The sequence below is a fragment of the Streptomyces sp. NPDC090106 genome, from assembly GCF_044747265.1.
In the GTDB taxonomy this organism is placed as follows: Bacteria; Actinomycetota; Actinomycetes; order Streptomycetales; family Streptomycetaceae; genus Streptomyces.
Genome location: NZ_JBIVDS010000004.1, coordinates 444245 through 469735 on the forward strand (window position 1 = coordinate 444245; position 25491 = coordinate 469735).

The window sequence follows — 25491 nt, forward strand, 5'->3', positions numbered from 1 at the left end:
GAGGCTACCCGAGCGCGTCGCCCGCCCCGGCGTCCGGCTGCTGGGCCAGCAGCTCGCCCAGCTGCTGCTCGCGCTCGGAGACCTGGGTCAGCAGCTGCTCGGCGATCTCCTCCAGGAGCCGGTCGGGGTCGTCCGGGGCGAGCCGCAGCATCGAGCCGATCGCGCTCTCCTCCAGCTCCCGCGCCACCACCGTCAGCAGTTCCTTGCGCCGGGCCAGCCACTCCAGCCGGGCGTACAGGTCCTCGCTGGGCGTCGGGCCCTGCTCCGGCGGCTTGGGACCGGCGGCCCACTCCTCGGCGAGCTCCCGCAGCAGCGGCTCGTCGCCGCGCCCGTAGGCGGCGTTGACCCGGGTGATGAACTCCTCGCGGCGGGCGCGTTCCGTCTCGTCCTGCGCGAGGTCGGGGTGAGCCTTGCGGGCCAGCTCGCGGTAGAGCTTGCGGGCCTCGTCGCTGGGGCGCACCCGCTGCGGGGGCCGCACCGGCTGCTCGGTGAGCATCGCCGCGGCCTCCGGGAACAGTCCGTCGCCGTCCATCCAGCCGTGGAACAGCTCCTCGACGCCGGGCATCGGCATGACCCGGGCCCGCGCCTCGTCGGCCCGCCGCCGGTCCTCCGCATCGCCGCTGCGCTCCGCCTTCACCTCGGCGATGCGCGCGTCCAGCTCGTCGAGCCGGGTGTACATGGGGCCGAGCTTCTGGTGGTGCAGCCGGGAGAAATTGTCGACCTCGATGCGGAAGGTCTCCACCGCGATCTCGTACTCGATCAACGCCTGTTCGGCGGCGCGCACGGCCCGTTCCAGCCGCTCCTCGGGCCGCGGCGCGGCCTCCTCGGGGCGCTCCGCGGCCTCCTCGGGCGGGGTCACGTCGTTCTCGGGCACCGCCCGCGTCCCGCCGGCGACACCACCCTGCTCAGCTTCCGGGGTCGTCACCCGCCCAGCGTAGGCCACGCGCGCCGGGCCCCCGCGAGAAGACCGGGGGCCGCCCGGCCGGGGCCCGCCCGCTCAGTCGCCGGTCTCTGCCTCGATCCGCCCCGACCGCACCGCCGCCACCAGCTGCGCGTGGTCCTTCTCGGTGACGTCGGCGTAGGTGACCGCGAACGCGGCGACGGCCTCGTCGAGCTCCTCGGTCTTGCCGCAGTAGCCGGCCACGAGGCGGGGGTCGGCGCTGTGCGAGTGGGCCCGGGCGAGCAGGGCGCCGGTCATGCGGCCGTAGTCGTCGACCTGGTCGGTGGCGAGGGCGGCGGGGTCGACGCTGCCCTTGCGGTTGCGGAACTGGCGGACCTGGAAGGGGCGGCCCTCGACCGTGGTCCAGCCCAGCAGCATGTCGCTGACGACCTGCATGCGCTTCTGGCCCAGCACCACCCGGCGGCCCTCGTGCGCGACGGCGGGCACGTCGAAGCCCGCGGTCACCAGGTGGGGCAGCAGCGCGGAGGGGCGGGCCTCCTTGACCTGGAGGACCAGGGGCTCACCGCGGTGGTCGAGGAGCAGGACGACGTAGGAGCGGGTGCCCACGCTGCCCGTGCCCACGACCCGGAACGCCACGTCGTGCACCGCGTGCCGGGCCAGCAGCGGCAGCCGGTCCTCGGAGAGCGTGGCCAGGTACTCCTCCAGGGAGCCGGCCACGGCCGCCGCCTCCGCGTCCGGCACCCGGCGCAGCACCGGCGGGGCGTCGACGAAGCGGCGTCCGCCGTCCTCGGTGGGCTCCGTCGACTTCGCCGCGAAGCGTCCGCTGGTGTTGGCCCGCGCCTTCTCGGAGACCCGGCTCAGGGTGCCGACCAGGTCGTGGGCGTCGGTGTGGGAGACGAGTTCCTCGTCCGCGATGGCGTTCCACGCGTCCAGCGCCGGGAGCCTGGCGAGCAGCCGCATGGTGCGCCGGTAGGCGCCCACCGCGTCGCGGGCGGCCCTGCGGCAGGTGTCCTCGTCGGCGCCCGCCTCCCGGCCCGCGAGGACGAGCGAGGCGGCCAGCCGCTTGAGGTCCCACTCCCAGGGGCCCGGCACCGTCTCGTCGAAGTCGTTGAGGTCGATGACGAGGTCGCCGCGCGCGTCCCCGTACAGACCGAAGTTGGCGGCGTGGGCGTCGCCGCAGATCTGGGCGCCGATCCGGGTCATGGGGGTGCGGGCCAGGTCGTACGCCATGAGGCCCGCGGAGCCGCGCAGGAAGGCGAAAGGGCTCGCGGCCATGCGGCCCACGCGCAGCGGTGTCAGGCCGGGTATCCGGCCGCGGGAGGACTCCTCGACCGCGGCGACCGCGTCGGGCCGGCCGGGGTCCGCGTCGAACTCCGCGTGCGCGGCGCGGGGCACCTTGCGCCGCAGGTCCTTGCCCTCCTGCTTGGGCGACCCCGGGGCCGGCCAGGACGCGAAGCCCCGCGCCCTCGGCAGCCTGCCGCCGGCTCCCACGCCCGTCTCCGCACCGATCTCGGTCACACCGACCGCCTCCCCCGCACGCACGCGCCGAACATCAACTCGTGCCGACCGTACCGCCGGTGGCCGAAACTCGTCACGCCCTGTCCGGTGACCGGTCTCAGCAGTGCCCGCCCTGCTGTCCCCCGGGCAGATACCGCGTCGCCCACCGCCCCAGCTCCGCGAGCGCCGGTTCCAGCGCCGCCCCGGCCTCGGTGAGCCGGTACGAGACCCGCAGCGGCGGGCCCTCGTCGACCTCGCGCACCAGCAGCCCGGCCGCGCCCAGCTCGGTGAGCCGGTCGGACAGCATCCGCTCGCTGATGCCGGGGATCGCCCGGCGCAGGTCCACGAAGTACGCGGGTCCCGCGGTCAGCACGGACACGATCGGGCCGGTCCAGCGCTTGCCCAGCAACTGGAAGACCCGGGTGATCCCGTCGTCCACCCGCTTGCACGCGCCCACGTCGTGACTCTCGACCGCCATGCCCCTCAGGGTACTGCCCCGTGACGCAGGGGATGAAAAAAAGTAAGTGGCTATGTTATTAGTAGTGAAGTACGAACTTCTAGCTGCCAACTACTTACTAGTTACGCACTACACTCCAGTTACGCACTGCTCCTTAGGAGACCCCCATGGCCACGCTGCTGCACATCGACTCGTCCGTGTTCCCGCACGGCGCCTCCGCCTCGCGCTCCGTGACGGACGCCTTCCGCAAGGCCTGGCAGGAGCAGCACCCGGACGGCACGGTCGTCTACCGCGACCTGTCCACCGAGCCCGTGCCGCACATCACCGCCGACGCGCACACCGCCGGCTTCGCCGACCCCGCCACGCACACCCCCGCGCAGGCCGCGGCGTTCGCCGCGCGCGTGCGGCTGATCGAGGAGCTGGAAGGGGCGGACGCCGTGCTGATCGGCGCCCCGATGTACAACTACGCGATCCCCTCGACCCTCAAGGCCTGGCTGGACAACGTGATCCTCATGGGCCGCACCGCGATGAACGAGGGCTCGAAGGTGGCGGGCACCCCGGTCACCGTCGTCGCCAGCCGCGGCGGCGCCTACGGCCCCGGCACCCCGCGCGAGGGCTACGAGCACGTGCAGAACTACCTGGCGGCGGTCCTCGGCGACGCGCTCGCCCTGGACGTCGACTTCATCGTCCCGGAGCTGACCATGGCCCCGCACAACCCGGCGATGACCGAGCTGGTCCCCCTCTACGAGGCCTCCCGCGACCGCTCCCTCGAGCAGGCCGAGAACAAGGCCAAGCAGATCGCCCAACGCCTGGCCGCCTAGGGCCGGTTCACGGTCCGAGCCACCGCGTCCGCGGAGCGCCACGAAGGTCGTGAGATACCTCACGCATCCGGACCCCGGCACTCCGCGCCGCGCGTGCGGACCGGAACGCGGACCGGAACGACGAAGAAGCCCCTCAGGTCTGGGACCTGAGGGGCTTCCTGTGGTGCGCGAGGGGGGAGTTGAACCCCCACGCCCTTGCGGGCACTGGAACCTGAATCCAGCGCGTCTGCCTATTCCGCCACCCGCGCATTGGGTGTGTCATCTGGCTTCGTTCCCTTGGGCCCGGCGCCTTCCGACATGCAGAACATTAGCACGGGGCAAGGGGTGGGTTCACATCCCTTTCCCCAGGGCAGCAGCCGACCAGGGCCCCTGTCCGCGGGGCCGCGCACGACCGTCCGTCCGGCCGCGTATCAACGTCGACCGGTTCACGTATCAACCTCGTACCGGTCCCGCCCGTCTCCCCACAAGGCGGTCAGGGTCCACAGTCAGGTGCGGGACACTGGTCTGCGACCGCCTCTACGATCCTTGGCAGGAGGAGTTCGAAGACGGGCTCCTGCGGGAACTTCGTACGGCGTCGACATCCGTCGGCCGGGCCGACAGGGGGAACCAGCCGATTTCCCGGCGCGTGGATACGATCAGTAAGCAGTACCAGGCAGGGCAGTACCCGCTCTGCGGGGTGCAGGACGGCAGCAGCTACGAAGGAGGTGCCCCATGGGAGTCCTGAAGAAGTTCGAGCAGCGCCTCGAAGGTCTGGTCAACGGCACCTTCGCCAAGGTGTTCAAGTCCGAGGTCCAGCCCGTGGAGATCGCCGGCGCGCTCCAGCGCGAGTGCGACAACAACGCGACGATCTGGAACCGCGACCGGACGGTCGTCCCCAACGACTTCATCGTGGAACTGAGCACGCCGGACTTCGAGCGGCTCAGCCCCTACTCCGGCCAGCTCGGCGACGAGCTCGCCGGAATGGTCCGCGACTACGCCAAGCAGCAGCGCTACACCTTCATGGGCCCCATCAAGGTCCACCTGGAGAAGGCCGACGACCTCGACACCGGTCTGTACCGGGTCCGCAGCCGTACGCTCGCCTCCTCCAGCAGCCAGCAGGCCCCCGGGCCCGCCGCCCCCACCGGGCGCCCCACCGCGCCGAGCGGCTACGGACACCCGCAGCCCGCCGCGCCCTCGGGTGCCCCGCCCATGCCGGCCGCACCGCCCCCCGGCGGACGTCCCGGCGGCGGCTACGGCTACCCGCAGCCCGACCGCGCCCAGCGCCCCGGCGGCCCCGTCGGCGCCCCGGCTCCGGGCGCGCGGACGCGGCACTGGATCGAGATCAACGGTGCCCGCCACCAGATCTCCGGCGCGACGCTCGTGATGGGCCGCAGCACCGAGGCCGACGTACGGATCGACGACCCCGGCGTCTCGCGTCGGCACTGCGAGATCCGGACCGGTTCGCCCTCGACTGTCCAGGATCTCGGCTCCACCAACGGCATCGTGGTGGACGGGCAGCACACCACCCGCGCTACGCTCCGCGACGGCTCGCGGATCGTCGTGGGCAGCACCACCGTTATCTATAGGCAAGCCGAAGGGTGAAGCGGGGGCAATGTCAGAGCTGACCCTCACGGTCATGCGGCTGGGTTTCCTGGCCGTACTGTGGCTGTTCGTGATCGTGGCCGTGCAGGTCATCCGCAGCGACCTGTTCGGTACGCGCGTCACCCAGCGCGGCTCGCGGCGGGAGGCCAACCGCCCGCAGCAGGCCCAGCGGCAGCAGGCGCCTCCGCAGCAGCGCCAGCAGCCGGCCGCCGGCGGGCGCCAGCGCCGTAACGCCCCCAGCAAGCTGGTCGTCAGCGAGGGCACGCTGACCGGCACCACCGTCGCGCTCCAGGGCCAGACCATCACCCTGGGCCGGGCGCACGACAGCACCATCGTGCTGGACGACGACTACGCCTCCAGCCGGCACGCCAGGATCTACCCGGACCGCGACGGACAGTGGATCGTCGAGGACCTGGGATCCACCAACGGCACGTATCTCGACCGGAACCGGCTGACGACCCCCACACCGATTCCGCTGGGCGCGCCGATCCGCATCGGCAAGACCGTCATCGAGCTGCGGAAGTAGTGCTACATCATGAATAGGCGCGAGCGGAGCGAGCACGCACAGGCCCCCATCCCGGGCCCCGGCGCGCTCCCGACCGGAGGGTGGGCACCGTGCGGATGTACCCGGAGCCGACGGGCGAGGTGCGCATGAGTCTGTCACTGCGCTTCGCCGCCGGATCGCACAAAGGCATGATCCGGGAGGGCAACGAGGACTCCGGATACGCCGGCCCTCGGCTGCTCGCGATCGCCGACGGCATGGGCGGCGCCGCCGCCGGTGAGGTCGCCTCCTCCGAGGCCATCTCCACCATCGTCGCGCTCGACGACGACGTCCCCGGATCGGACGTCCTGACCTCGCTCGGCGTCGCCGTCCAGCGGGCCAACGACCAACTGCGCTCCATGGTCGAGGAGGACCCGCAGCTGGAGGGCATGGGCACCACGCTCACCGCCCTGCTGTGGACCGGTCAGCGCCTGGGCCTGGTGCACGTCGGCGACTCGCGCGCCTATCTGCTGCGCGACGGCGTGCTGACCCAGATCACCCAGGACCACACCTGGGTGCAGCGGCTGGTCGACGAGGGCCGGATCACCGAGGAAGAGGCCACCACCCACCCGCAGCGCTCCCTGCTGATGCGCGCGCTGGGCAGCGGCGAGTACGTCGAACCCGACCTCTCCATCCGTGAGGTCCGGGCCGGCGACCGCTATCTGATCTGCTCCGACGGTCTGTCCGGTGTCGTCTCCCACCAGACGCTGGAGGACACCCTCGCCAGCTACCAGGGCCCCCAGGAGACCGTGCAGGAGCTGATCCAGCTCGCGCTGCGCGGCGGCGGCCCCGACAACATCACGGTGATCGTCGCCGACGTCCTCGACCTGGACACCGGGGACACCCTCGCCGGGCAGCTCTCCGACACCCCGGTCGTGGTCGGCGCGGTCGCCGAGAACCAGCTCCAGCTCCACGACAACGGCATCATGCAGACCCCGGCGGGACGCGCCTCGGGGCTCGGCCGTCAGGTGCCCGGCCAGGGCGGCGGCGAGTTCGGGCCGCCCGGTTCCGGCGACGACGTGACCGGCTTCATCCCCACCGACGGCTTCGGCGACTACACCGACGAGGACTTCGTCAAGCCGCGCCGCGGTCGCAGGTGGCTGAAGAGATCCTTCTACATCGTGCTCACCCTGGGCGTCATCGGCGGCGGCCTCTACGGCGGCTGGCGCTGGACCCAGACCCAGTACTACGTGGGCGCCAACGGCAAGCACGTCGCCCTGTACCGGGGCATCAGCCAGGACCTGGCCTGGGTGTCGCTGTCGAAGATCTCCAAGGACCATCCCGAGATCGAACTCAAGTACCTGCCGCCGTACCAGCAGGAACTCGTCGAGAAGACCATCGCCGAGGGCGATCTGAAGACCGCTCAGACGAAAATCGACGAACTCGCCGTGCAGGCCTCCGCGTGCAAGAAGGAGACCCAGCGGCAGCAGGCCGAGAGCGAGCAGAACTCGAAGACCGGTCAGGGCGAGGCCGGAGGCACCACGGGAACCACCCGCACCTCCCTCACGTCCAAGGCGTCACCGAGTCCGTCCACCTCGACGTCACCGTCCCCGACCGCGTCCGCAACCCCGACCGCGCCCACTCCCACCCCCGGCCCCACGCTCTCCGAGGAAGAGCAGAAGGTCGTCGGGAAGTGCGGTACGTGAGAGGCCCCGTCACACGATGAGCAGTACCACCAACTCGCCGACGCACCACACGTCCACGATCGGCTCGATCGGCACGCCGAGCCGGCGCAACACCGAGCTCGCGCTGCTCGTGTTCGCCGTGGTGATCCCGGTCTTCGCCTACGCCAACGTGGGCCTCGCCATCAACGACGAGGTGCCCTCCGGGCTGCTCGGCTACGGTCTGGGCCTCGGCCTGCTGGCCGGCGTGGGCCATGTCGTCGTACGCAAGTTCGCCCCGTACGCGGACCCGCTGCTGCTGCCGCTGGCCACGCTTCTCAACGGACTCGGACTCGTCGTCATCTGGCGACTGGACCAGTCCGAACTGCTCCAGTCCATCAAGCAGGCGGGTACGGCGGCACCCCGCCAGCTGCTGTACACGGCGATGGGCATCGCGCTCTTCATCGTCGTGCTGATCTTCCTCAAGGACCACCGCGTCCTGCAGCGCTACACCTACATCTCCATGGTCGGCGCGCTCTTCCTGCTGCTGCTGCCGCTGGTTCCCGGGCTCGGGCAGAACATCTACGGCGCGAAGATCTGGATCTCCGTCGCCGGCTTCTCCATCCAGCCCGGTGAGTTCGCCAAGATCGTCCTCGCGATCTTCTTCGCCGGCTACCTGATGGTGAAGCGGGACGCGCTCGCGCTCGCCAGCCGCCGCTTCATCGGCCTGTACCTGCCGCGCGGACGCGACCTCGGCCCGATCGTCGTCGTCTGGATGATCTCGATCCTCATCCTGGTCTTCGAGACCGACCTCGGCACCTCGCTGCTGTTCTTCGGAATGTTCGTCATCATGCTGTACGTCGCCACCGAGCGGACCAGCTGGATCGTCTTCGGTCTGCTGATGTCCGCGGCCGGCGCCGTCGGTGTGGCGAGCTTCGAACCCCACGTCCAGCAGCGTGTGCAGGCCTGGCTCGACCCGATGAAGGAGTACACGCTCTCCCGCGAGGGCGTCGTCGGCCACTCCGAGCAGGCCATGCAGGCCCTGTGGGCGTTCGGCTCCGGCGGCACGCTCGGCACCGGCCTCGGCCAGGGCCACTCCGACCTCATCCGGTTCGCCGCCAACTCCGACTTCATCCTCGCCACCTTCGGCGAGGAGCTCGGCCTCGCCGGCATCATGGCGCTGCTGCTGATCTACGCGCTGATCGTGGAGCGCGGCGTGCGCACCGCCCTCGCCGCCCGCGACCCCTTCGGCAAGCTCCTCGCCATCGGCCTCTCGGGCGCCTTCGCGCTCCAGGTCTTCGTCGTGGCGGGCGGCGTCATGGGACTCATCCCGCTGACCGGTATGACGATGCCGTTCCTGGCGTACGGCGGTTCGTCCGTCATCGCCAACTGGGCGCTGATCGGCATCCTGCTGAGAATCAGCGACACCGCGCGCAGGCCCGCGCCCGCCCCCGCCCCGAACCCCGACGCCGAGATGACCCAGGTGGTCCGCCCGACATGAACAAGCCGCTGCGCCGGATCGCACTCTTCTGCGGGCTCCTCGTCCTCACCCTGCTGCTGCGCGACAACTGGCTCCAGTACCTGAAGGCCGACGAGCTGCGCAGCGACGGCAACAACCGCCGGGTCTCCATCGAGCGGTACGCCACCCCGCGCGGCGACATAATCGTCGACGGCAAGGCCATCACCGGGCACACCACCACCTCCGGCGACTTCAAGTACAAGCGCACCTACAAGGACGGCGCCATGTGGGCGCCCGTCACCGGCTTCGTCTCCCAGGCCTACGGCGCCAACCAGCTCGAGTCCCTGGAAGACGGCATCCTCACCGGTAACGACGACCGGCTCTTCTTCCGCAACACCCTGGACATGATCACGGGCAAGGCGAAGGAGGGCGGCAACGTCGTCACCACCCTCAACTCCGCCGCCCAGAAGGCCGCCTACGAAGGTCTGGCCAAGCGCGGCAAGGGTGCCGTCGTCGCCCTGGAGCCCTCCACGGGCAAGATCCTCGCCCTCGCCTCGTACCCGTCGTACGACCCCGGCACCATCGCCGGCGGCAGCGACTCGGACGCCGAGGCCTGGAAGAAGCTCCAGAAGAAGGAGAACCCGAACGACCCGATGCTGAACCGGGCGCTGCGCGAGGTCTACCCGCCGGGTTCGACGTTCAAGGTCGTCACGGCCGCCGCCGCGCTGGAGAACGGCCTGTACGACAGCGCCGACGAAGCGACGGACACCCCGCTGCCCTGGGTGATGCCGGGCACCACGACCGAGCTGAAGAACGAGGGCAACATCCCCTGCAAGAACGCCACCTTGCGGGTCGCCCTCCAGTACTCCTGCAACACCGTCTTCGGCAAGGCCGGCTACAACGTCGGCAACGACAAGATGCTGGAGGAGGCCAAGAAGTTCGGCTTCGACGAGGAGCAGTTCACTCCCGTCCGCTCCAGCGCCTCCGTCTTCTCCGAGGACATGAACGACTCCCAGGTCGCCCTGTCCTCCATCGGCCAGTACAACACCGCCGCCACCCCGCTCCAGATGGCGATGGTCGCCTCCGCGGTCGCCAACGACGGCAAGCTGATGAAGCCGTACATGGTGGACGAGCTCCAGGCGCCGAACCTCGACGTCATCGCGCAGAACAACCCGGAGGAATACAGCCAGCCGCTGTCGGCGAAGAACGCCCAGATCCTCCAGTCGATGATGGAGACGGTCGTCGAGAAGGGCACCGGCACCACGGCGCAGATCGGCGGCGGGGTCACCGTCGGCGGCAAGACCGGCACCGCCCAGCACGGTGAGAACAACAGCAAGAACCCGTACGCCTGGTTCATCTCGTACGCCAAGCTCGGCGACGGCAGCAAGCCGGTCGCCGTGGCCGTGGTCGTCGAGGACGAGAGCGCCGTCCGCGAGAACATCTCCGGCAGCGGCCTCGCGGCACCGATCGCCAAGAGCGTCATGGAGGCGGTCATCAACTCCAAGAAGTGACCCCCATCACGTCCCCCTCACATCGGTGCACGTTGCGATACCGGTCCTGTATCGGGTGACGCCTTTGGACAGGTCACACAAAGCCAGCCGGGTACGGTAGGCCCGGACGGCAGCCTCCGACCACACATCCGTGCCGGTCGGGACCGAAGGAGAGGGCTGGTAGGAGCTATGGAAGAGCCGCGTCGCCTCGGCGGCCGGTACGAACTGGGCCAGGTGCTCGGCCGCGGTGGCATGGCGGAGGTTTACCTCGCGCACGACACCCGCCTCGGCCGCACCGTCGCTGTGAAGACGCTGCGCGCGGACCTCGCGCGCGACCCGTCCTTCCAGGCCCGGTTCCGCCGGGAGGCCCAGTCGGCCGCCTCGCTCAACCATCCCGCGATCGTCGCGGTCTACGACACGGGCGAGGACTACATCGACGGGGTCTCGATCCCGTACATCGTCATGGAGTACGTCGACGGCTCGACGCTCCGTGAGCTCCTCCACAGCGGGCGCAAGCTCCTCCCGGAGCGGACGCTGGAGATGACCATCGGCATCCTCCAGGCCCTGGAGTACTCCCACCGCAACCAGATCGTCCACCGTGACATCAAGCCGGCCAACGTCATGCTGACGCGCAACGGCCAGGTCAAGGTCATGGACTTCGGCATCGCCCGCGCGATGGGCGACTCCGGCATGACGATGACCCAGACCTCCGCGGTCATCGGCACGGCGCAGTACCTCTCGCCGGAGCAGGCCAAGGGCGAGCAGGTCGACGCGCGCTCGGACCTCTACTCCACGGGCTGTCTGCTGTACGAACTCCTCACGGTACGGCCGCCCTTCGTGGGCGACTCCCCCGTGGCGGTGGCGTACCAGCACGTCCGTGAGGAGGCGCAGCCGCCGTCGGTCTTCGACCCCGAGATCACGCCCGAGATGGACGCGATCGTCCTCAAGGCCCTGGTCAAGGACCCCAACTACCGCTACCAGTCCGCCGACGAGATGCGCATGGACATCGAGGCGTGCCTCGACGGCCAGCCCGTCGCGGCGACGGCGGCGATGGGTTCCGTGGGCTACGGCGGCTACCCGGACGACCAGCCGACGACGGCCCTGCGCTCCGCGGACGGCGGCGCCACGACGATGCTGCCGCCGATGAACCCGGACGACGGCGGCTACGGCTACGACGACCGGCCCGACCGGCGGCGCCAGAAGAAGAACAACACCTCGACGATCCTGCTGGTCGTCGCCGCGGTGCTGGTCCTCATCGGCGCGATCCTGATCGGCAAGTGGGCGTTCAGCGGGAACAACGCCGCGGACGACCAGGTGACGGTCCCCACCTTCATCGGTGAGACGAAGGCCAACGCCGAGAGCATGGCCACCAACAGCGATCTGAAGCTGGCGTTCACCGAGAAGGAGTGCGAGGACCAGGCCAAGGGCAACATCTGCACCCAGGACCCGGACGCGAACACCAAGGTGGACAAGCAGTCCACCATCAACCTGGTGGTCTCCACGGGTGCGCCGAAGGTGACCGTGCCCAGTGTCATCGGCGACCAGTTCGACGACGCCAAGTCCAAGCTGGAGGGCGACGACTACGGCCTCGTCGTCAAGCAGAAGACGAAGGAGTCCGCCGAGGAAGAGGGCTCCGTCCTCGACCAGGACCCGGTCTTCGGCAAGGAAGTCGAGAAGGGTTCGACGATCACCCTCACCGTCGCCAAGGCGGTCCAGAAGTCCACGGTCCCGGATGTCAACGGCAAGTCCTGTGACGAGGCCAAGGCGCTGATGTCGCAGAACGACCTCACCGGCAACTGCGTCACCGACACGGAGACCGACGACGACAACCTCGTCGACAAGGTCATCAGCACCGACCCGCAGATCGGCTCCTCGGTCGACAAGGGCTCCACGGTGACGATCCACATCGGCAAGGCCGCCGAGGAGGAGCAGGCCACGGTCCCGACCGTGACCCAGCAGCGCCTGAAGGACGCCAAGAAGGCCCTCCAGGACGCCGGCCTCACCGTCGGCAACATCACCGGTTCGCAGGACGACAACGCCGTCGTCCTCACCCAGGACCAGCAGGCCGGCTCCCAGGTCCCGAAGGGCACCACGGTCAACCTGACCGCCTTCGACCAGAACAACAACAACGGCGGCAACAACGGCGGCACCACGTTCTTCGGCGGCACGACAGGAACGTCGTCCCGCACGGAGGACTGACCCCGCAGCACGACCACGAGTGAGCCCCGGTCCCCCTGACATCAGGGGGACCGGGGCTCACTCGTACACCCATCCGCAGGGGTACCCGCCAACCGACCCAATGGCACCACGAGGCCTCGTTCTGTCCGTGTGGCGGGGCGCTGATCTGCACATTTTCGAGAGTGACAACATGTCACTCTCGAAAGGAAGTTTCCACAGGCCCGATCGAGCCTCGCTCTTCAACGCGCTGATCGAGTCGGCGGGCGAGCACCGCAGGGAGCTGGTCGAGCTGCGTACCGGGGTCCAGGGCATCGAACAGCGGCTGCGGCAGCATCGGGCGCGGTTGCAGCGGCTCGAATCGCGCAGGCGGGCCGTCGGCTAGCGGAGTTCCGCCGGGAGGGTCCGGGCGCTGTCGACCTTTTCCACCCGGTCCAGTTCGCCCCAGACGACGTACCGGTAGCGGGAGGTGTAGACGGGGGTGCAGGTGGTGAGGGTGATGTACTTGCCGGCCTTCTTCTTGCCGGACTCCTCGGGGACGGCGCCCAGGACCTTGACGTTGTACTTCGAGGTCTCCGCGAGGACGGCGTACGTCTTGTAGATGTACCAGTTGTCCTTGGTCTCGAAGACGATCGGGTCGCCCTTCTTGATCTTGTCGATGTTGTGGAACTTCGCGCCGTGTCCGTCGCGGTGGGCGGCGAGGGAGAAGTTGCCGTTCTTGTCGGACGTGGGGAGCGTGGCCTTGACGGGGTCGGTGTAGTAGCCGGCCACACCGTCGTTGAGGATCTTCGTCGACGTGCCCTTCTCCACCAGGACCTCGCCGGCGCTCATCGCGGGGACGTGCAGGAAGCCGATGCCGCTCTTGGTGTCGAGGGCGCCCGGCCCGGTGTCCTGGGCCCAGTTGTCACGGACCTTGTCACCCTGTTTGCCGGCCTCGCGGTCGGCGACGACGTTCGTCCACCACAGCGAGTAGACGACGAACAGGCCGAGGACGAGACCCGCCGTGATGAGGAGTTCACCGAAGAAGCTGACCGCCGTCGCGACGGGGCCCATACGGCGACGCGGTACGGGGGCGAGGTCGGAGACGTCTCGCCGGCGGTCGGTGGTGGCTGCCACTGTTCATCTGCCCTTACTGGACGAGCGCATCCGGCTTCCCCTTGCTGCGCGGCCGTTCCTCGACCATCTTGCCCCAGACGATCAACCGGTACTTGCTGGTGAACTCCGGCGTGCACGTCGTCAGGGTGATGTACCGGCCCGGAGCGGTGAACCCGGACTGCGGCGGCACCGCCTCCAGCACGCTCGTGTTGCTCGGCGAGGTCACCGGCAGCGAGGACGTCATCTTGTAGACGAAGTACTCGTCCTGCGTCTCGACGACGATCTCATCGCCCTTGCTGAGCTTGTTGATGTACCGGAACGGCTCCCCGTGCGTGTTGCGGTGCCCGGCGAGACCGAAGTTCCCCGTCTTCGCGCTCGGCATCGCCGTCTTGAGCGCGCCCTCGGCGTAGTGCCCGACCATGCCCCGGTCCAGCACCTTCTTGTTGCTGATGCCCTCGGCGATCGGCACGACCACGTCCAGCTTGGGGATGTGCAGCAGCGCGAACCCCTGCCCCGGCGCGAACTCACCCGGCGCGCCCTTGCCGCTCGCCCAGTCGTCCTGGAGGCTGCTCGCCTCCTTGCCGGCCTGCGCGTGCGCCCGGACGTTCGTCCACCACAGCTGGTAGCTCACGAACAGCAGCATCAGCACACCGGTGGTGATGAACACCTCGCCGATCGCCCGGCTCGCCACCACCGCGGGACTGGCCTTGCGCGCCTTGGCCCGCCGGCGCGCCTCCATGCGCGACAGCGGCGCGGACGGCGACGCGTCGTCACTCGGGCCGCCGGTGTCGCCGTCGTCGACGCCCTCGTCGGCCGCCGCACCGCCCGCGTGCCGCCCCGCACGCCCACCACGGCGCTTGGCGGCCTTCCTGCGGGCCGCGCGGCCCCCGGTGGAGGCTCGGGAGGCTCCTGTGACGGATGAGGCGTCAGACGCCGATACGGACGCGCCCTCGTACCCCGGGATGTCGGCTATTCGCAGCGCCACCGTCTCCTCGTCCGGAGGCGGCAGCCACGGCTCCTGCTCCCCGAACGCGCCGGCACCCTCGTACGCCTGCTCCCCGTACGAGGTCCCGGACTCGCGCTCGGGGCGCAGCGCGGTCACGCCGAGGCCCTGCCCACCACCGGGGCGAGCCCCGCGGATCGCGCCACCGCACCCTGGTCCCCGCACTCCACCAGCCAGTTGGCCAGCATCCGGTGACCGTGCTCGGTCAGGACGGACTCCGGGTGGAACTGCACACCCTCGACCGGGAGTTCACGGTGCCTGAGCCCCATGATGATCCCGTCGTGCGTCCGGGCCGTCACCTCCAGCTCGGCCGGCACCGTCCCCGGTTCGGCCGCGAGCGAGTGGTAGCGGGTGGCGGTGAAGGGGGTCGGCAGACCGGCGAACACGCCCCTGCCCTCGTGCTCGACCAGCGAGGTCTTGCCGTGCAGCAGCTCGGGGGCACGGTCCACGACACCGCCGTAGGCCACCTGCATCGACTGCATGCCCAGGCACACCCCGAAGACCGGCACCCCGGTCGCCGCGCAGTGGCGGACCATCTCGATGCAGACGCCCGCCTCCTCCGGCGTGCCCGGACCCGGTGACAGCAGCACACCGTCGAAGCCGTCCTGGGCGTGGGCCGTGGAGACCTCGTCGTTGCGCAGCACCTCGCACTCGGCGCCGAGCTGGTACAGGTACTGCACCAGGTTGAAGACGAAGCTGTCGTAGTTGTCGACGACGAGAATCCGCGCACTCACTGGTTGTCCACCGTCACATCGTTGAAGGGCAGCAGCGGTTCGGCCCACGGGAAGACGTACTGGAACAGGACGTAGACCACGGCGAGGATCAGCACGAGCGAGATCAGCGCCCTCACCCACGCGTTCCCCGGCAGATGCCGCCAGATCCAGCCGTACATGCCGTCCCTTCCCTCGTACCACGGCACCGGACTTGAGGCCGTACCGCACCAGACTAACGGCGCAGCGCCTCTGGTCTGCCTGCCTCCACAGGCTGTGTGGAGTCCAGATGCGCCCACACGATGAGCCGGTGGCTGTGTCCCCATTCGGGATCGCACGTGGTCAGCGTGAGATAACGGCCCGAACGCGTATACCCCGACTTACGTGGCACAGGATCGATCACCTCAACATCCGAGGGAACGGTTTTGTAGGGCCCTTTGTCGATCCGATACGTGAACCAGGTCGTGCCGTCCGTCAGCACCACCGCGTCCCCGCGCCGCAGCTCGGGAAAGTCCTTGAACGGGTCCCCGTACGTGCGCCGGTGCCCCGCCACCGAGAAGTTGCCCTCCTCTCCGAGCTGCGAGGTCCGCGCGTAGTGCCCGAGCCCCTTCTTCAGGGTCGCGACGTCCGTCCCCTCCAGCACGGGCTTGTTCCACGTGAAACCGAGCCGCGGGATGTACATGATCGCGAAGGGCTTCCCCTTCTTGTACGGCGCGTAGGACGGGGACGGGGACACGGACGGCGACGGCTCGGCGACCGGGCCGGCGGACGTGCTCGGCGCCGGGGCGGGGGCCGGAGTGGGGGGCGACTCGGCCCACTGGCGCTGGAGGGTGTCGATCTGGTCGTCCATGACGTGATCGGCCTTCACACCGGTCCAGAACATCACATAGACGACGAAGAGCACGATCAGGGCGCCGACCGTGACGCACAGTTCACTGACGGTCCTGACGACAACGCGCACCGGCAGCTCCTGCGGTTCACTCCACGGGCTTCGCGTACTGCAGATCCACTGTGCCCGAGTAGCCGGGCAGAGTCATCGCCCCTTCGTCGTCGACTTTCCAGCCGAGTCCGTAGACGTTGACGTAGACCATGTAGTTCTGGATCGCCTTGCTGTCGGCGAGCGACTGCTTCAGCGTCTCCGGGTCCCCGATCGCGGTGATCTTGTAGGGCGGGGAGTAGACGCGGCCCTGGAGGATCAGGGTGTTGCCGACGCAGCGCACCGCGCTGGTGGAGATCAGCCGCTGGTCCATGACCTCGATGCCCTTGGCGCCGCCCTGCCACAGCGCGTTCACCACGGCCTGGAGGTCCTGCTGGTGGATGACCAGGTAGTCCGGCTGCGGCTCGGGGTAGCCGGGGAGCTTGGCGGTGGCGTTCGGCGGGGCGTCGTTCAGGGTGACCGAGATCGCCCGGCCGGTCAGTTTCTGGGTGCCCGCGCTCTTCTCCAGCGCCGCCAGCTTGTCGTCCTCGGCCTGGGTACTGCCGTCGTCGCGTTCGGCCAGGGCCTCGACGTCGTCGCGCAGGGCGCCGTTGGTCTCGTCGAGCTGGCCGTTCTTGTGGCTGCGCTCCAGGATCAGGTCGGAGAGCCTGAGCAGCGAGGCGTCCGTCCGGATGTTGGTGCCCTTGGCCGTGTCGAAACTCATGAAGAAGATGAGCCCCGCGAGGGCGAAGACGGCCACCGTGAGCAGGCGCACAGGACGAAAGCGCCGCTTGCGGCCAAGATCGGGCCCGGCAGGGCTGGATTCGGCCTGGGGGGAGTCGGCAGAATTGCTCAACGTACCCTTATCTCCTTCGGCGCCACGGAAGCACTACGCTAACGGACGCCCGGGGGAGCACTCAGTGTCCCCAGTTACGCTGCCCCGAGGCAGACCCCGAGTACCCTGCGCGGCCACGCAGCGCATCGACAGGAGAGACCCTCGTGCCGAAGTCACGTATCCGCAAGAAGGCCGACTACACGCCGCCGCCCGCGAAGCAGGCGACCAGCATCAAGCTGAATAGCCGCGCCTGGGTCGCGCCCGTCATGCTGGCGCTGTTCGTCATCGGCCTGGCCTGGATCGTCGTCTTCTACGTGACCGACGGTTCGCTGCCGATCGACGCCCTCGACAACTGGAACATCGTGGTCGGCTTCGGCTTCATCGCCGCCGGCTTCGGCGTCTCCACGCAGTGGAAGTAGCTCTGCCCCGAGCTGTTCGCTGAGTTATCCACAGATCTCGAAAATATCCACAGGCTGCCTGGGGACAATAGAACGACGATCTGTGGATAACTCACACAGGGTTGACGCCGGTACGACTGCCACACCGGTCACCGGAAGCTTGTTCGCCCCCTGCCTGACCTGCGAAAACACGGGTCAGCGACAGGGGGCACAGTTGTTCGCGCACACTGTGCACAAGATTCGCCACCCACTGTGGACAACTGCTGCTCAGGTGAGCTGCGCCGTCCTCAACAGGGTCATCACGACCACCGCGACCAGCACCAGTGCACAGGTGCCGTACTGCACCAGGGCACGGCGCTCGCGGGGCGCGTGGACCATCGCGACGCCGATGAGCGCGCCGCCGACCAGGCCGCCGACATGCGCGGTCCAGGAGACGTTGCTCCACCCGAACGTCACGATCAGCATGATCACCAGCATGGCGATCACGGGGCGCATGTCGTAGCGCTGGCGCCTGATCAGGACGGCGAGGGCGCCGAAGACGCCGAGGATCGCGCCGGACGCGCCGAGCGAGGGCTGGTTCGGCGCGTCGACCATGTAGGACAGCGCGCTGCCGGCCAGACCGGACAGGACGAAGAGTGCCGTGTAGCGGATCCGCCCGAAGGCTTCCTCCACATAGCGGCCGACGAACCACAGGCTGAGCATGTTGGACAGGATGTGGAAGTAGTCGAGGTGCAGGAACACCGAGGTCAGCAGCCGGTACCACTGCCCCTCGGCGACACCTTCCACCGAGCCGAGGGCGGGTACGTACGCCTGGCCGATGAGGTCGAGCCGGTCGGTGAACGCGTCCCCGATGGCCTGCTGCGCGAGGAACATCGCGAAACAGATCCCGATGATCACCTTGGTGACCAGATGCGGGTCGCCCGCGATGGTGCCGCCGGCGAGGGTCCGGGGCTGGTTCGCCGTCGGGGCGTGGCCCGTGCCGGAGCCGCCGCGGACACAGTCGGGACACTGGAACCCGACCGAGGCGCTGATCATGCACTCGGGGCAGATCGGGCGTTCGCAGCGTGTGCAGCGGATGCCGGTCTCCCGCTCGGGGTGGCGGTAGCAGCCGGGCAGACCCTGTTGCTGCTGCGGGCTGCCTGGTGCCTGTTCCATGAGGTCCCCTCGGTCGTGGTGCGGCCATGAAACCGCCCTGTCCAACCGTACGGATGGACAGGGCGTTTGGTTCCCCGCGGAAGCCCGGAGGGACGGATTCCCCCTGGGCCGGTTCACCCCGGGCCGGTTGAGCCCAGGCGGGTTCGGCCCTGGCGGGTTCGGCCTGGGCCGGTTCAGCCCTGGCGGGTCTCGACGACGACCGACTCGATGACGACGTCGCTCACCGGACGGTGGGTGCGCGGGTTCGTCTGGGTCGTCGCGATGGCGTCGATGACCTTCTGGCTGCCCGCGTCGGTGACCTCGCCGAAGATGCTGTGCTTGCGGTTCAACCACGTCGTGGGACCGACGGTGAGGAAGAACTGCGAGCCGTTGGTGCCCGGACCGGCGTTGGCCATGGCCAGCAGGTAGGGACGGTCGAAGGCGAGGTCGGGGTGGAACTCGTCCTCGAACTGGTAGCCGGGGCCGCCGGTGCCGTTGCCCAGCGGGTCACCGCCCTGGATCATGAAGCCGCTGATCACCCGGTGGAAGACCGTGCCGTCGTAGAGCTTGTTCATGGACTTCTCGCCGGTGGAGGGGTTGACCCACTCCCGCTCGCCCGTGGCGAGTTCCACGAAGTTCCGGACCGTTTTGGGCGCGTGGTTCGGCAGCAGCCGGACTTCGATGTCGCCGTGGTTGGTCTTCAGGGTGGCGTAGAGCTGCTCGGCCACGGTCTGCCTTCCGTTGTCCTGCTGTGACGCCCCGATCCTCGCACGGGCCACGCCGCGCGTCGTCCGACACCTCTTCCCCCGCGGTGGCCCCGGGACGGCGCCGTCGAAAAGCCGTCGGGTGGCCACGGCCGGGAGCGCCGGGAGGCGATCCGTGGCATTGTCGACGACAAGCTCCTGTTGCCCGTATTCATTCGGATGCCCGCCCTCGCATGCTGGCCTCTGCATTGACAGGCATGATCCGTAATTGGGTGGAAAGTCGAAATAACGTACGCCACCGAGGAGGAGGATCCCGTGACCCGCAAAGACAGCGTGCGCGCCGCGACCGACACCGCGAAGGACAGCGTGCGCCACGCCGCGGAGGTGGTGGCGCCCTACGCCGGTACGGCCAGGGACTCGGCAGTGCACTACGCGCACGAGGCACGCGTAAGGCTCGCGCCGAGGGTGTCCCAGGCAGCCGAGCAGGCTCGTGTCCAGTACGACGCTCATCTCGCGCCGCGGCTGGAACAGGCCCGCACCCATGTGCCGCCGAAGGTCGACCAAGCCGCCCATGAGGCCGCCGTCCGCACCCGTAAGGCTGCCCGTCAGGCCGCCGATTATTCGAAGCCGAGGCTGGAGCAGGCGGTGGCCGCGGCAGGACCGATGAAGGACGAGGCGGCCTCCCGCAGCGTGGCCGCGCTGGCCGCGCTGCGCGGTCAGGTCTCGCCGAAGGAGATCGAGAAGCTGGTGCGCAAGCACGAGCGCCGGGCGAGGGTCGGCAAGCTCGCCAAGGGCCTGGCCGTGCTGGGCATCCTGGCGGGAGGCGCGTTCGCCGCGTGGAAGTGGTGGGACAAGCAGGCCAACCCCGACTGGCTGGTCGAGCCGCCCGCCGCGACGGAGGTGCCGGAGTCGAACGGCCGGCTGACCTCCGTGGACGGCAGCGGCGAGTCCGTCCTCGACCCTGAGGTTCAGGTGAAGGAGGCGGAGGAGGAAGCCGCGCGCCGCGACGAGGGCCGGTGACCTCGGACTGACCGGACACGGTCCGGATCGGCCGGGCTGACCGGACCGGCCGGGCTGACCGGACACACGGTTCGGTCCGATCGGAGACGGTTCGGATCGGCCGGAGACGGTTCGGATCGGCCGGACGCACGGTGGGGCGGGAGACCGTTGGGTCTTCCGCCCCACGGTCATGTTTCACGTGAAACGCGGTGCACGGGCCCGGGCCCCACCGGAGGCGGGGAGGCCCGTGGACAGGGAGCTCGCGAGGCCCACCGGCATGGACTCGGGGAAGCCTCCGGCAGGGAGGCGGGTGAGGCCCGTGAGCAGGGCAGCAGTCGACCTCCGGACACCCGCGACGACCCGCCCGCGTCGCCGCCTCGCCCGCCGGGCCCTGCCTCTCCCCCTCGTGGCCCTCGTGACGGTTCTCGTGCTCACGGCGCCGCCGGGACCGGAGGGCGCCCCGCGGACGGACGGCACCCCTCCGAAGCGGCCCGTCGCGTTCGGCGCCTACGTCGGCAACGAGGCCGCGGACCTGCGCCGGCTCACCGCGCTGGGCACCTGGCTCGGCGGGGCAACGCCCCGGGTCGGGCGCGTGTATCTGCCCGGCGACCGGTGGAGCAACATCGAGGGCGCCCCGAACTACCTCTCCGCCTGGGCGAGATGGCGTTCCGCCCGCCGGGACCGGCTCCTCGTGCTCAACGTGCCGATGCTGACGCGCAACGAGGCCCATCTGCCGGACAGGACGGTCCGCGCGGAACTGCGGCGCGGGGCCGCCGGACGCTACGACGCCCACTTCCGGACGCTGGCCCGCCGGCTGGTCCGGCTCGGGGCGCGGGACACGATCCTCGTGCCGGGCTGGGAGATGAACGGCATCACCTACACACACCGGTGCGGACCCGACCCACGGGCGTGGAAGCGCTACTGGCGCCGTCTGGTGCGGGCGATGCGCTCGGTGCGCGGACAGCGGTTCCGGTTCGAGTTCACGCCCAACCGGGGCCGCGACGCCATCCCCTGGACGCGCTGCTACCCGGGCGACCGGGTCGTCGACATCATCGGCATGGACGCCTACGACGCGCCCCGGCGGCTGCCGTTCGCCGGCCAGCTGAACGAGCCGTACGGGCTGCGCGCGCACGTACGGTTCGCCCGGGCGCACCGCAAGCCGTTCTCGTACCCGGAGTGGGGCCTGTACGCGAACGGTGACGACGCTGCCTACGTGCGCGGCATGCTCGGCTGGATCGCCCGGACCCGGCCGCTGTACCACTCGATCACCGACTACTGCCCGCACGGTGTGTGGCGGTGCCGGAAGAACCCGAGGGCGACGGCCGCGTACCGCGCGGGCATGCGCCGAGGCCGCTGAGCCGCCCGTCGGCCGCGGGGCGTGCGTGACGCAGCAGGGGCACCGGGCGGCGTTCGGTCGACCGGAGGAACGCACGGCGTGTAAGGCCGCCGCTGCCTCCCGGCCGGGCTCGATCATCGGATGATCCGAGCATGCGACAGAGGCAGAGCATCCGGATTCCATGGCGGTTCGGCACCGCGACATCGGCGGCCTTGCTGGTCGCCCTCCTGGTCGCGGTGGCGGCGGCCCCCGCGAGCGCCGACCGTATCGACGGCACGGCGCGTACGGCACACACGGTCCACGCCTACGAGAAGGCGCGAGCCCGCGTCGACCGGCTCAAGGACGAGCGGGCACCGGCCGAGCGGGTGCGCTCCGCCGAGGACCGACGGAAAACGCTCCGCGACCGTCTCTGGGACGAGCTACGGCGGTCCCAGCGCGCGCTCTACGATCCGGTGGCCGTCGACCGCTCGGGCCGCGCGGGACGCTGTCCACGGGGCAAGAGCCCGAAGAAGAAGGGTAGTTGGCAGACTCCCGTCGCGAACTACTGGCTGACGGCCGGTTTCGCCGCGGGCGGCGACCGCTGGCGGCACCGGCACACCGGCCAGGACTTCGCCGTGAACTCCGGCACCCCCGTGCGGTCCGTGGGCCCCGGCACCGTCTGGGCCACGACCTGTGGCGACGGCTTCGGCAACCAGGTCCTCGTCCGGCACCGGGACGGGTACTTCACGCAATACGCGCATCTGTCCCGCATCGACGTCCGCAAGGGCCAGCGCGTCACGGCCGGTCGCCGCCTGGGCCTGTCCGGCGCCACCGGCAACGTCACCGGCCCGCACCTCCACTTCGAGGTGCGGATCACCCCGTATCTGGGTTCGGCGGTGCCCCCTCTGCCCTGGCTGGCCCGGCACGGGGTGCGGGTGCGCTAGCGGCGGCCGGAACGCCGGCTCACAAAAAAATGCCCTCCGAATCTGCGTTTCCGCAGTTCGGAGGGCATTCATTCTTGTCACCTGCTGTGGAGCCTAGGGGAGTCGAACCCCTGACATCTGCCATGCAAAGACAGCGCTCTACCAACTGAGCTAAGGCCCCGGGAGGGAACGTCCGACCGAAGGGAACTCACTCCGGCGGGCGCCGCTGACCAGAGTACCCGGTCGTCCCCCCTATCTCGCAAAAAGATTGGGGGTCCCCGTGAACGACCACTCTCCGTAAGATGCTCGGCGTGGTTCGCGATGGCGAACCGGGTTTTTGGGGAAGCGATGGGGAGACGCAATGGACGCCGCACAGCAGGAAGCGACCGCGAGAGCGCGGGAACTGCAGCGGAACTGGTATGGAGAGCCGCTGGGGGCGCTCTTCCGTAAGCTCATAGACGACCTCGGCCTCAACCAGGCTCGTCTCGCGGGGGTGCTCGGCCTGTCCGCGCCGATGCTGTCGCAGCTCATGAGCGGCCAGCGGGCGAAGATCGGCAACCCGGCCGTCGTGCAGCGCGTGCAGCTGCTGCAGGACCTGGCCGGTCAGGTGGCGGACGGCAGCGTGAGCGCGGCCGAGGCCACCGAGCGCATGGACGAGATCAAGAAGTCGCAAGGGGGCTCGGTGCTCAGCAACACCACGACCACGACCACCAGTTCGGGAGCGCCGACGGTCAAGCGGGTCGTCCGCGAGATCCAGTCGCTGCTGCGCTCGGTCGCGGCCGCCGGGGACATCATCGACGCGGCGGACACCCTCGCCCCGACCCACCCGGAACTGGCAGAGTTCCTCCGGGTCTACGGCGCGGGCCGTACCTCCGACGCGGTCGCGCACTACCAGTCACACCAGAGCTGACCCCACGGGCCCGGTCACCGAAGGGGGTTCGGCCGCCGGGCGACGGCCACGGAGCGACACGCGGGGGCGTGACCGCACCACAGGCCGTGCGCAGGACGCACGAGGGTGTCACTCATCGCGAAGGGATCGGGGGATCCCGAACGGGACGACGGGGGAAGTCCACGGGGGACGTGGGTCGACGGGGGACGGAAATCCACGGGGGTGGAGGTCCGCGGGGTGAAAGTCCCCGAGGAAGAGCAACGGGGGAAAGCCACGGGGGATCGGAGGGGTACGGCGGGAGTCGTACCCCTCGCAGAGGGGGAAGCAAGGGGGGAGACCGAAGGGGGAGGAGCGACGCACTGCCATGGGTGAGGTCTTCGCCGGCCGGTACGAACTCGTCGACCCGATCGGACGCGGAGGTGTCGGCGCCGTCTGGCGCGCCTGGGACCACCGCCGCCGTCGCTATGTCGCCGCCAAGGTGCTCCAACAGAGCGACGCGCACTCGTTGTTGCGCTTCGTCCGTGAACAGGCGCTGCGGATCGACCATCCCCATGTGCTCGCGCCCGCCAGCTGGGCCGCCGACGACGACAAGGTCCTCTTCACGATGGACCTGGTCGCGGGCGGTTCGCTGGTCCACCTGATCGGGGACTACGGCCCCCTGCCGCCCGGGTTCGTCTGCACCCTCCTGGACCAACTGCTGTCGGGCCTCGCCGCGGTGCACGCGGAGGACGTGGTCCACCGTGACGTCAAGCCCGCCAACCTGCTGCTGGAGGCCACCGGTACGGGGCGCCCCCGGCTGCGTCTGTCCGACTTCGGCATCGCGATGCGCCTGGGCGAGCCACGGCTGACGGAGACCAACCTCGTCGTCGGCACACCCGGTTACATCTCGCCCGAGCAGATGATGGGCGCCGAACCGGAGTTCTCCGGCGACCTGTTCTCGGCCGGCCTGGTCGCGCTGTACCTCCTGGAAGGCGCCAAGCCCGACACCAAGGCCCTGGTCCAGTACTTCGCCGCCCATGGCACGCCGGGCGCCCCCAAGGGCATCCCCGAGCCGCTCTGGCAGGTCGTGGCCACCTTGCTCCAGCCCGACCCGCAGGCCCGCTTCCGCACGGCCACGGGGGCCCGCAAGGCGCTCGCCGCGGCACGGGAGCTGCTGCCCGACCCCGGGCCCGACGACGAGACCATCGAGATCTTCGACCAACTGGGGCCCTTGCCCACGGGGTTCGCCTTCGAGGGCCCGCTCAGCCTGTCTCCCGGCGTGAACGTGAACACGGGCACGGGGACCGGGACGGGCACGGGGGCGGGTACCGGAACCGGAGCGGGCCCCGGTGGCCGCGGAACCGGCCGTAGCGGCCCTCATGGTGACGCTGGCGCCACCGGCAGCGGCACCGGCGGCGGCACCGGCTCCACGCCGACCGACCCCCGCCGGGGCCCCTCCGAGGCCGCCGCGGCGCCGACGACGCACACGCCCGATCCACGCCGCCCCGGGCCGACGACGGGTCCCCTGTCCGGCGCGGGGAGGCCCGTGCCGCAACACGGCCCGGCTCACGGCTCCGTCCCCTCCATGTCGGACACGGGCAGCTTCCTTCTCCCCCCGCCCCCGCAGGCGGCCACGCCCTCCCCCCGGATGCCCTCGGCTCCCCCGCCGCACCCCCCGCAACAACAGCCGCTGTCCCCGCCACCACCACGGCCGCACCCCGTGCCCCAGTCCCTGCTCCATCCTTCGCCCCCGCTCCAGCCCCCCGACGCTTCTACTCTTTCGTACACCGCTCAGGCCCCTCAGGTTCCGCCTCCGGCCCGGCCGGTTTCCCGCCGTCGCGGTTCCCGGGCACGCCGACGCCCCGGCCCCCCGGCCAAGGTGACGATCCCTCTGCTCCTGCTGGCCCTGTCCTGCTACGCCATCGGGTTCTGGGCGCTGGCCCACGTCATCTGACCCCCGCACGGCTCCCGACGCCCACGCGGTCCCCGGACGTCGCGGCCCGGCGCCCTGCCGTCAGGTCGCCGCCGGAACGCCGCCGGAACGCCGCCGGATCGCCGCCGGATCGCC

The 25491-nt window shown here is 70.0% G+C and carries 25 protein-coding genes and 2 tRNA genes; 14 read left to right on the plus strand and 13 right to left on the minus strand.

The genetic code is table 11. From position 1 onward, the window contains the following. Window positions 1–4: 4 nt before the first annotated feature. The 3 genes from ACIPSE_RS15775 to ACIPSE_RS15785 form a co-directional block, all read right to left on the minus strand. Window positions 5–925, minus strand: coding sequence for a J domain-containing protein (locus tag ACIPSE_RS15775; protein ID WP_401662656.1), 921 nt, complete (start codon window positions 923–925; stop codon window positions 5–7). Window positions 926–997: 72 nt separating this feature from the next. Beyond that, window positions 998–2443, minus strand: a complete 1446-nt coding sequence (locus ACIPSE_RS15780) for a DUF2252 domain-containing protein (RefSeq protein WP_401662658.1) — start codon at window positions 2441–2443, stop codon at window positions 998–1000. Window positions 2444–2516: 73 nt separating this feature from the next. Next, window positions 2517–2876, minus strand: coding sequence for a winged helix-turn-helix transcriptional regulator (locus tag ACIPSE_RS15785; RefSeq protein ID WP_401662660.1), 360 nt, complete (start codon window positions 2874–2876; stop codon window positions 2517–2519). 146 nt (window positions 2877–3022) lie between these two features. Here ACIPSE_RS15785 and ACIPSE_RS15790 point away from each other — a divergent pair, with 146 nt between their 5' ends. Continuing rightward, entirely contained in the window at window positions 3023–3676 is a 654-nt protein-coding gene (locus tag ACIPSE_RS15790; RefSeq protein ID WP_401662662.1) for an FMN-dependent NADH-azoreductase, read from the plus strand. A 161-nt stretch (window positions 3677–3837) separates the two neighbouring features. On the opposite strand, the gene ACIPSE_RS15795 is transcribed toward ACIPSE_RS15790, so the two are convergent. After that, window positions 3838–3924: transfer RNA gene (locus ACIPSE_RS15795), tRNA-Leu, on the minus strand. 463 nt (window positions 3925–4387) lie between these two features. Between ACIPSE_RS15795 and ACIPSE_RS15800 the strand changes: the two genes are divergently transcribed. From ACIPSE_RS15800 to ACIPSE_RS15830, 7 genes are all read left to right on the plus strand, one after another. Next, the gene (locus ACIPSE_RS15800) at window positions 4388–5257 is read left to right on the plus strand and encodes an FhaA domain-containing protein (RefSeq protein WP_401662664.1); all 870 of its coding nucleotides are present in this window, start codon (window positions 4388–4390) and stop codon (window positions 5255–5257) included. Window positions 5258–5267: 10 nt separating this feature from the next. Further along, window positions 5268–5783 (plus strand): FHA domain-containing protein, encoded by a 516-nt coding sequence (locus ACIPSE_RS15805; RefSeq protein ID WP_401662666.1) that lies wholly within the window; start codon window positions 5268–5270, stop codon window positions 5781–5783. 95 nt (window positions 5784–5878) lie between these two features. Next, the gene (locus ACIPSE_RS15810) at window positions 5879–7444 is read left to right on the plus strand and encodes a Stp1/IreP family PP2C-type Ser/Thr phosphatase (protein WP_401663119.1); all 1566 of its coding nucleotides are present in this window, start codon (window positions 5879–5881) and stop codon (window positions 7442–7444) included. Window positions 7445–7460: 16 nt separating this feature from the next. Next, window positions 7461–8900: an FtsW/RodA/SpoVE family cell cycle protein gene (locus ACIPSE_RS15815; protein WP_401662668.1), complete on the plus strand. Its 1440-nt coding sequence runs from the start codon at window positions 7461–7463 to the stop codon at window positions 8898–8900. Beyond that, window positions 8897–10369, plus strand: a complete 1473-nt coding sequence (locus ACIPSE_RS15820; RefSeq protein ID WP_401662670.1) for a penicillin-binding transpeptidase domain-containing protein — start codon at window positions 8897–8899, stop codon at window positions 10367–10369. The genes ACIPSE_RS15815 and ACIPSE_RS15820 overlap by 4 nt, the downstream gene beginning before the upstream one ends. A 168-nt stretch (window positions 10370–10537) precedes the next feature. Continuing rightward, window positions 10538–12547, plus strand: coding sequence for a Stk1 family PASTA domain-containing Ser/Thr kinase (gene pknB / locus ACIPSE_RS15825; RefSeq protein WP_401662672.1), 2010 nt, complete (start codon window positions 10538–10540; stop codon window positions 12545–12547). A gap of 169 nt (window positions 12548–12716) precedes the next feature. Beyond that, a complete protein-coding gene (locus ACIPSE_RS15830) occupies window positions 12717–12908 on the plus strand; it encodes a hypothetical protein (RefSeq protein ID WP_401662674.1) in 192 nt (63 codons plus the stop codon). Here ACIPSE_RS15830 and ACIPSE_RS15835 read toward each other — a convergent pair. The 6 genes from ACIPSE_RS15835 to ACIPSE_RS15860 are packed head-to-tail and all read right to left on the minus strand — an operon-like array spanning window position 12905 to window position 17103. Beyond that, the gene (locus tag ACIPSE_RS15835; protein ID WP_401662676.1) at window positions 12905–13639 is read right to left on the minus strand and encodes a class E sortase; all 735 of its coding nucleotides are present in this window, start codon (window positions 13637–13639) and stop codon (window positions 12905–12907) included. The genes ACIPSE_RS15830 and ACIPSE_RS15835 overlap by 4 nt on opposite strands. A gap of 13 nt (window positions 13640–13652) precedes the next feature. Then, window positions 13653–14720 carry a class E sortase gene (locus ACIPSE_RS15840; protein WP_401662678.1) on the minus strand — a complete coding sequence of 356 codons (1068 nt, stop codon included), beginning with the start codon at window positions 14718–14720 and terminating at the stop codon, window positions 13653–13655. Further along, window positions 14717–15355, minus strand: a complete 639-nt coding sequence (locus tag ACIPSE_RS15845; RefSeq protein ID WP_401662680.1) for an aminodeoxychorismate/anthranilate synthase component II — start codon at window positions 15353–15355, stop codon at window positions 14717–14719. The genes ACIPSE_RS15840 and ACIPSE_RS15845 overlap by 4 nt, the downstream gene beginning before the upstream one ends. After that, window positions 15352–15513 carry a hypothetical protein gene (locus ACIPSE_RS15850; RefSeq protein WP_103813562.1) on the minus strand — a complete coding sequence of 54 codons (162 nt, stop codon included), beginning with the start codon at window positions 15511–15513 and terminating at the stop codon, window positions 15352–15354. Before ACIPSE_RS15850 ends, ACIPSE_RS15845 begins: the two co-directional genes overlap by 4 nt. A 53-nt stretch (window positions 15514–15566) precedes the next feature. Continuing rightward, complete coding sequence (locus ACIPSE_RS15855; RefSeq protein WP_401662682.1) at window positions 15567–16292, minus strand: class E sortase; 726 nt, start codon at window positions 16290–16292, stop codon at window positions 15567–15569. A 16-nt stretch (window positions 16293–16308) separates the two neighbouring features. Next, a complete protein-coding gene (locus ACIPSE_RS15860) occupies window positions 16309–17103 on the minus strand; it encodes a DUF881 domain-containing protein (RefSeq protein WP_401662684.1) in 795 nt (264 codons plus the stop codon). A gap of 143 nt (window positions 17104–17246) precedes the next feature. Here ACIPSE_RS15860 and crgA point away from each other — a divergent pair, with 143 nt between their 5' ends. Beyond that, on the plus strand, window positions 17247–17501 hold the full coding sequence (gene crgA, locus ACIPSE_RS15865; protein WP_059194346.1) for a cell division protein CrgA: 255 nt from the start codon (window positions 17247–17249) through the stop codon (window positions 17499–17501). 246 nt (window positions 17502–17747) lie between these two features. On the opposite strand, the gene ACIPSE_RS15870 is transcribed toward crgA, so the two are convergent. Beyond that, window positions 17748–18635 carry a rhomboid family intramembrane serine protease gene (locus ACIPSE_RS15870; RefSeq protein WP_401662686.1) on the minus strand — a complete coding sequence of 296 codons (888 nt, stop codon included), beginning with the start codon at window positions 18633–18635 and terminating at the stop codon, window positions 17748–17750. A gap of 173 nt (window positions 18636–18808) precedes the next feature. After that, window positions 18809–19342, minus strand: a complete 534-nt coding sequence (locus tag ACIPSE_RS15875; RefSeq protein WP_401662688.1) for a peptidylprolyl isomerase — start codon at window positions 19340–19342, stop codon at window positions 18809–18811. A 291-nt stretch (window positions 19343–19633) separates the two neighbouring features. On the opposite strand from ACIPSE_RS15875, the gene ACIPSE_RS15880 reads away from it, so the two are divergent. The 3 genes from ACIPSE_RS15880 to ACIPSE_RS15890 all read left to right on the plus strand — a co-directional run bounded on the left by ACIPSE_RS15880 (window position 19634) and on the right by ACIPSE_RS15890 (window position 22576). After that, window positions 19634–20338 (plus strand): DUF5324 family protein, encoded by a 705-nt coding sequence (locus tag ACIPSE_RS15880; protein ID WP_401662690.1) that lies wholly within the window; start codon window positions 19634–19636, stop codon window positions 20336–20338. Between the two features lie 406 nt (window positions 20339–20744). Next, window positions 20745–21674 (plus strand): glycoside hydrolase family 26 protein, encoded by a 930-nt coding sequence (locus ACIPSE_RS15885; protein ID WP_401663121.1) that lies wholly within the window; start codon window positions 20745–20747, stop codon window positions 21672–21674. Window positions 21675–21805: 131 nt separating this feature from the next. Next, entirely contained in the window at window positions 21806–22576 is a 771-nt protein-coding gene (locus ACIPSE_RS15890) for a M23 family metallopeptidase (protein ID WP_401662691.1), read from the plus strand. A gap of 87 nt (window positions 22577–22663) precedes the next feature. Here ACIPSE_RS15890 and ACIPSE_RS15895 read toward each other — a convergent pair. Further along, window positions 22664–22736, minus strand: a tRNA-Ala gene (locus ACIPSE_RS15895). Between the two features lie 180 nt (window positions 22737–22916). Here ACIPSE_RS15895 and ACIPSE_RS15900 point away from each other — a divergent pair. Continuing rightward, window positions 22917–23465, plus strand: a complete 549-nt coding sequence (locus ACIPSE_RS15900) for a helix-turn-helix domain-containing protein (RefSeq protein ID WP_401662693.1) — start codon at window positions 22917–22919, stop codon at window positions 23463–23465. A gap of 343 nt (window positions 23466–23808) precedes the next feature. Beyond that, on the plus strand, window positions 23809–25377 hold the full coding sequence (locus ACIPSE_RS15905; protein ID WP_401662695.1) for a protein kinase: 1569 nt from the start codon (window positions 23809–23811) through the stop codon (window positions 25375–25377). Window positions 25378–25491 lie beyond the last annotated feature (114 nt).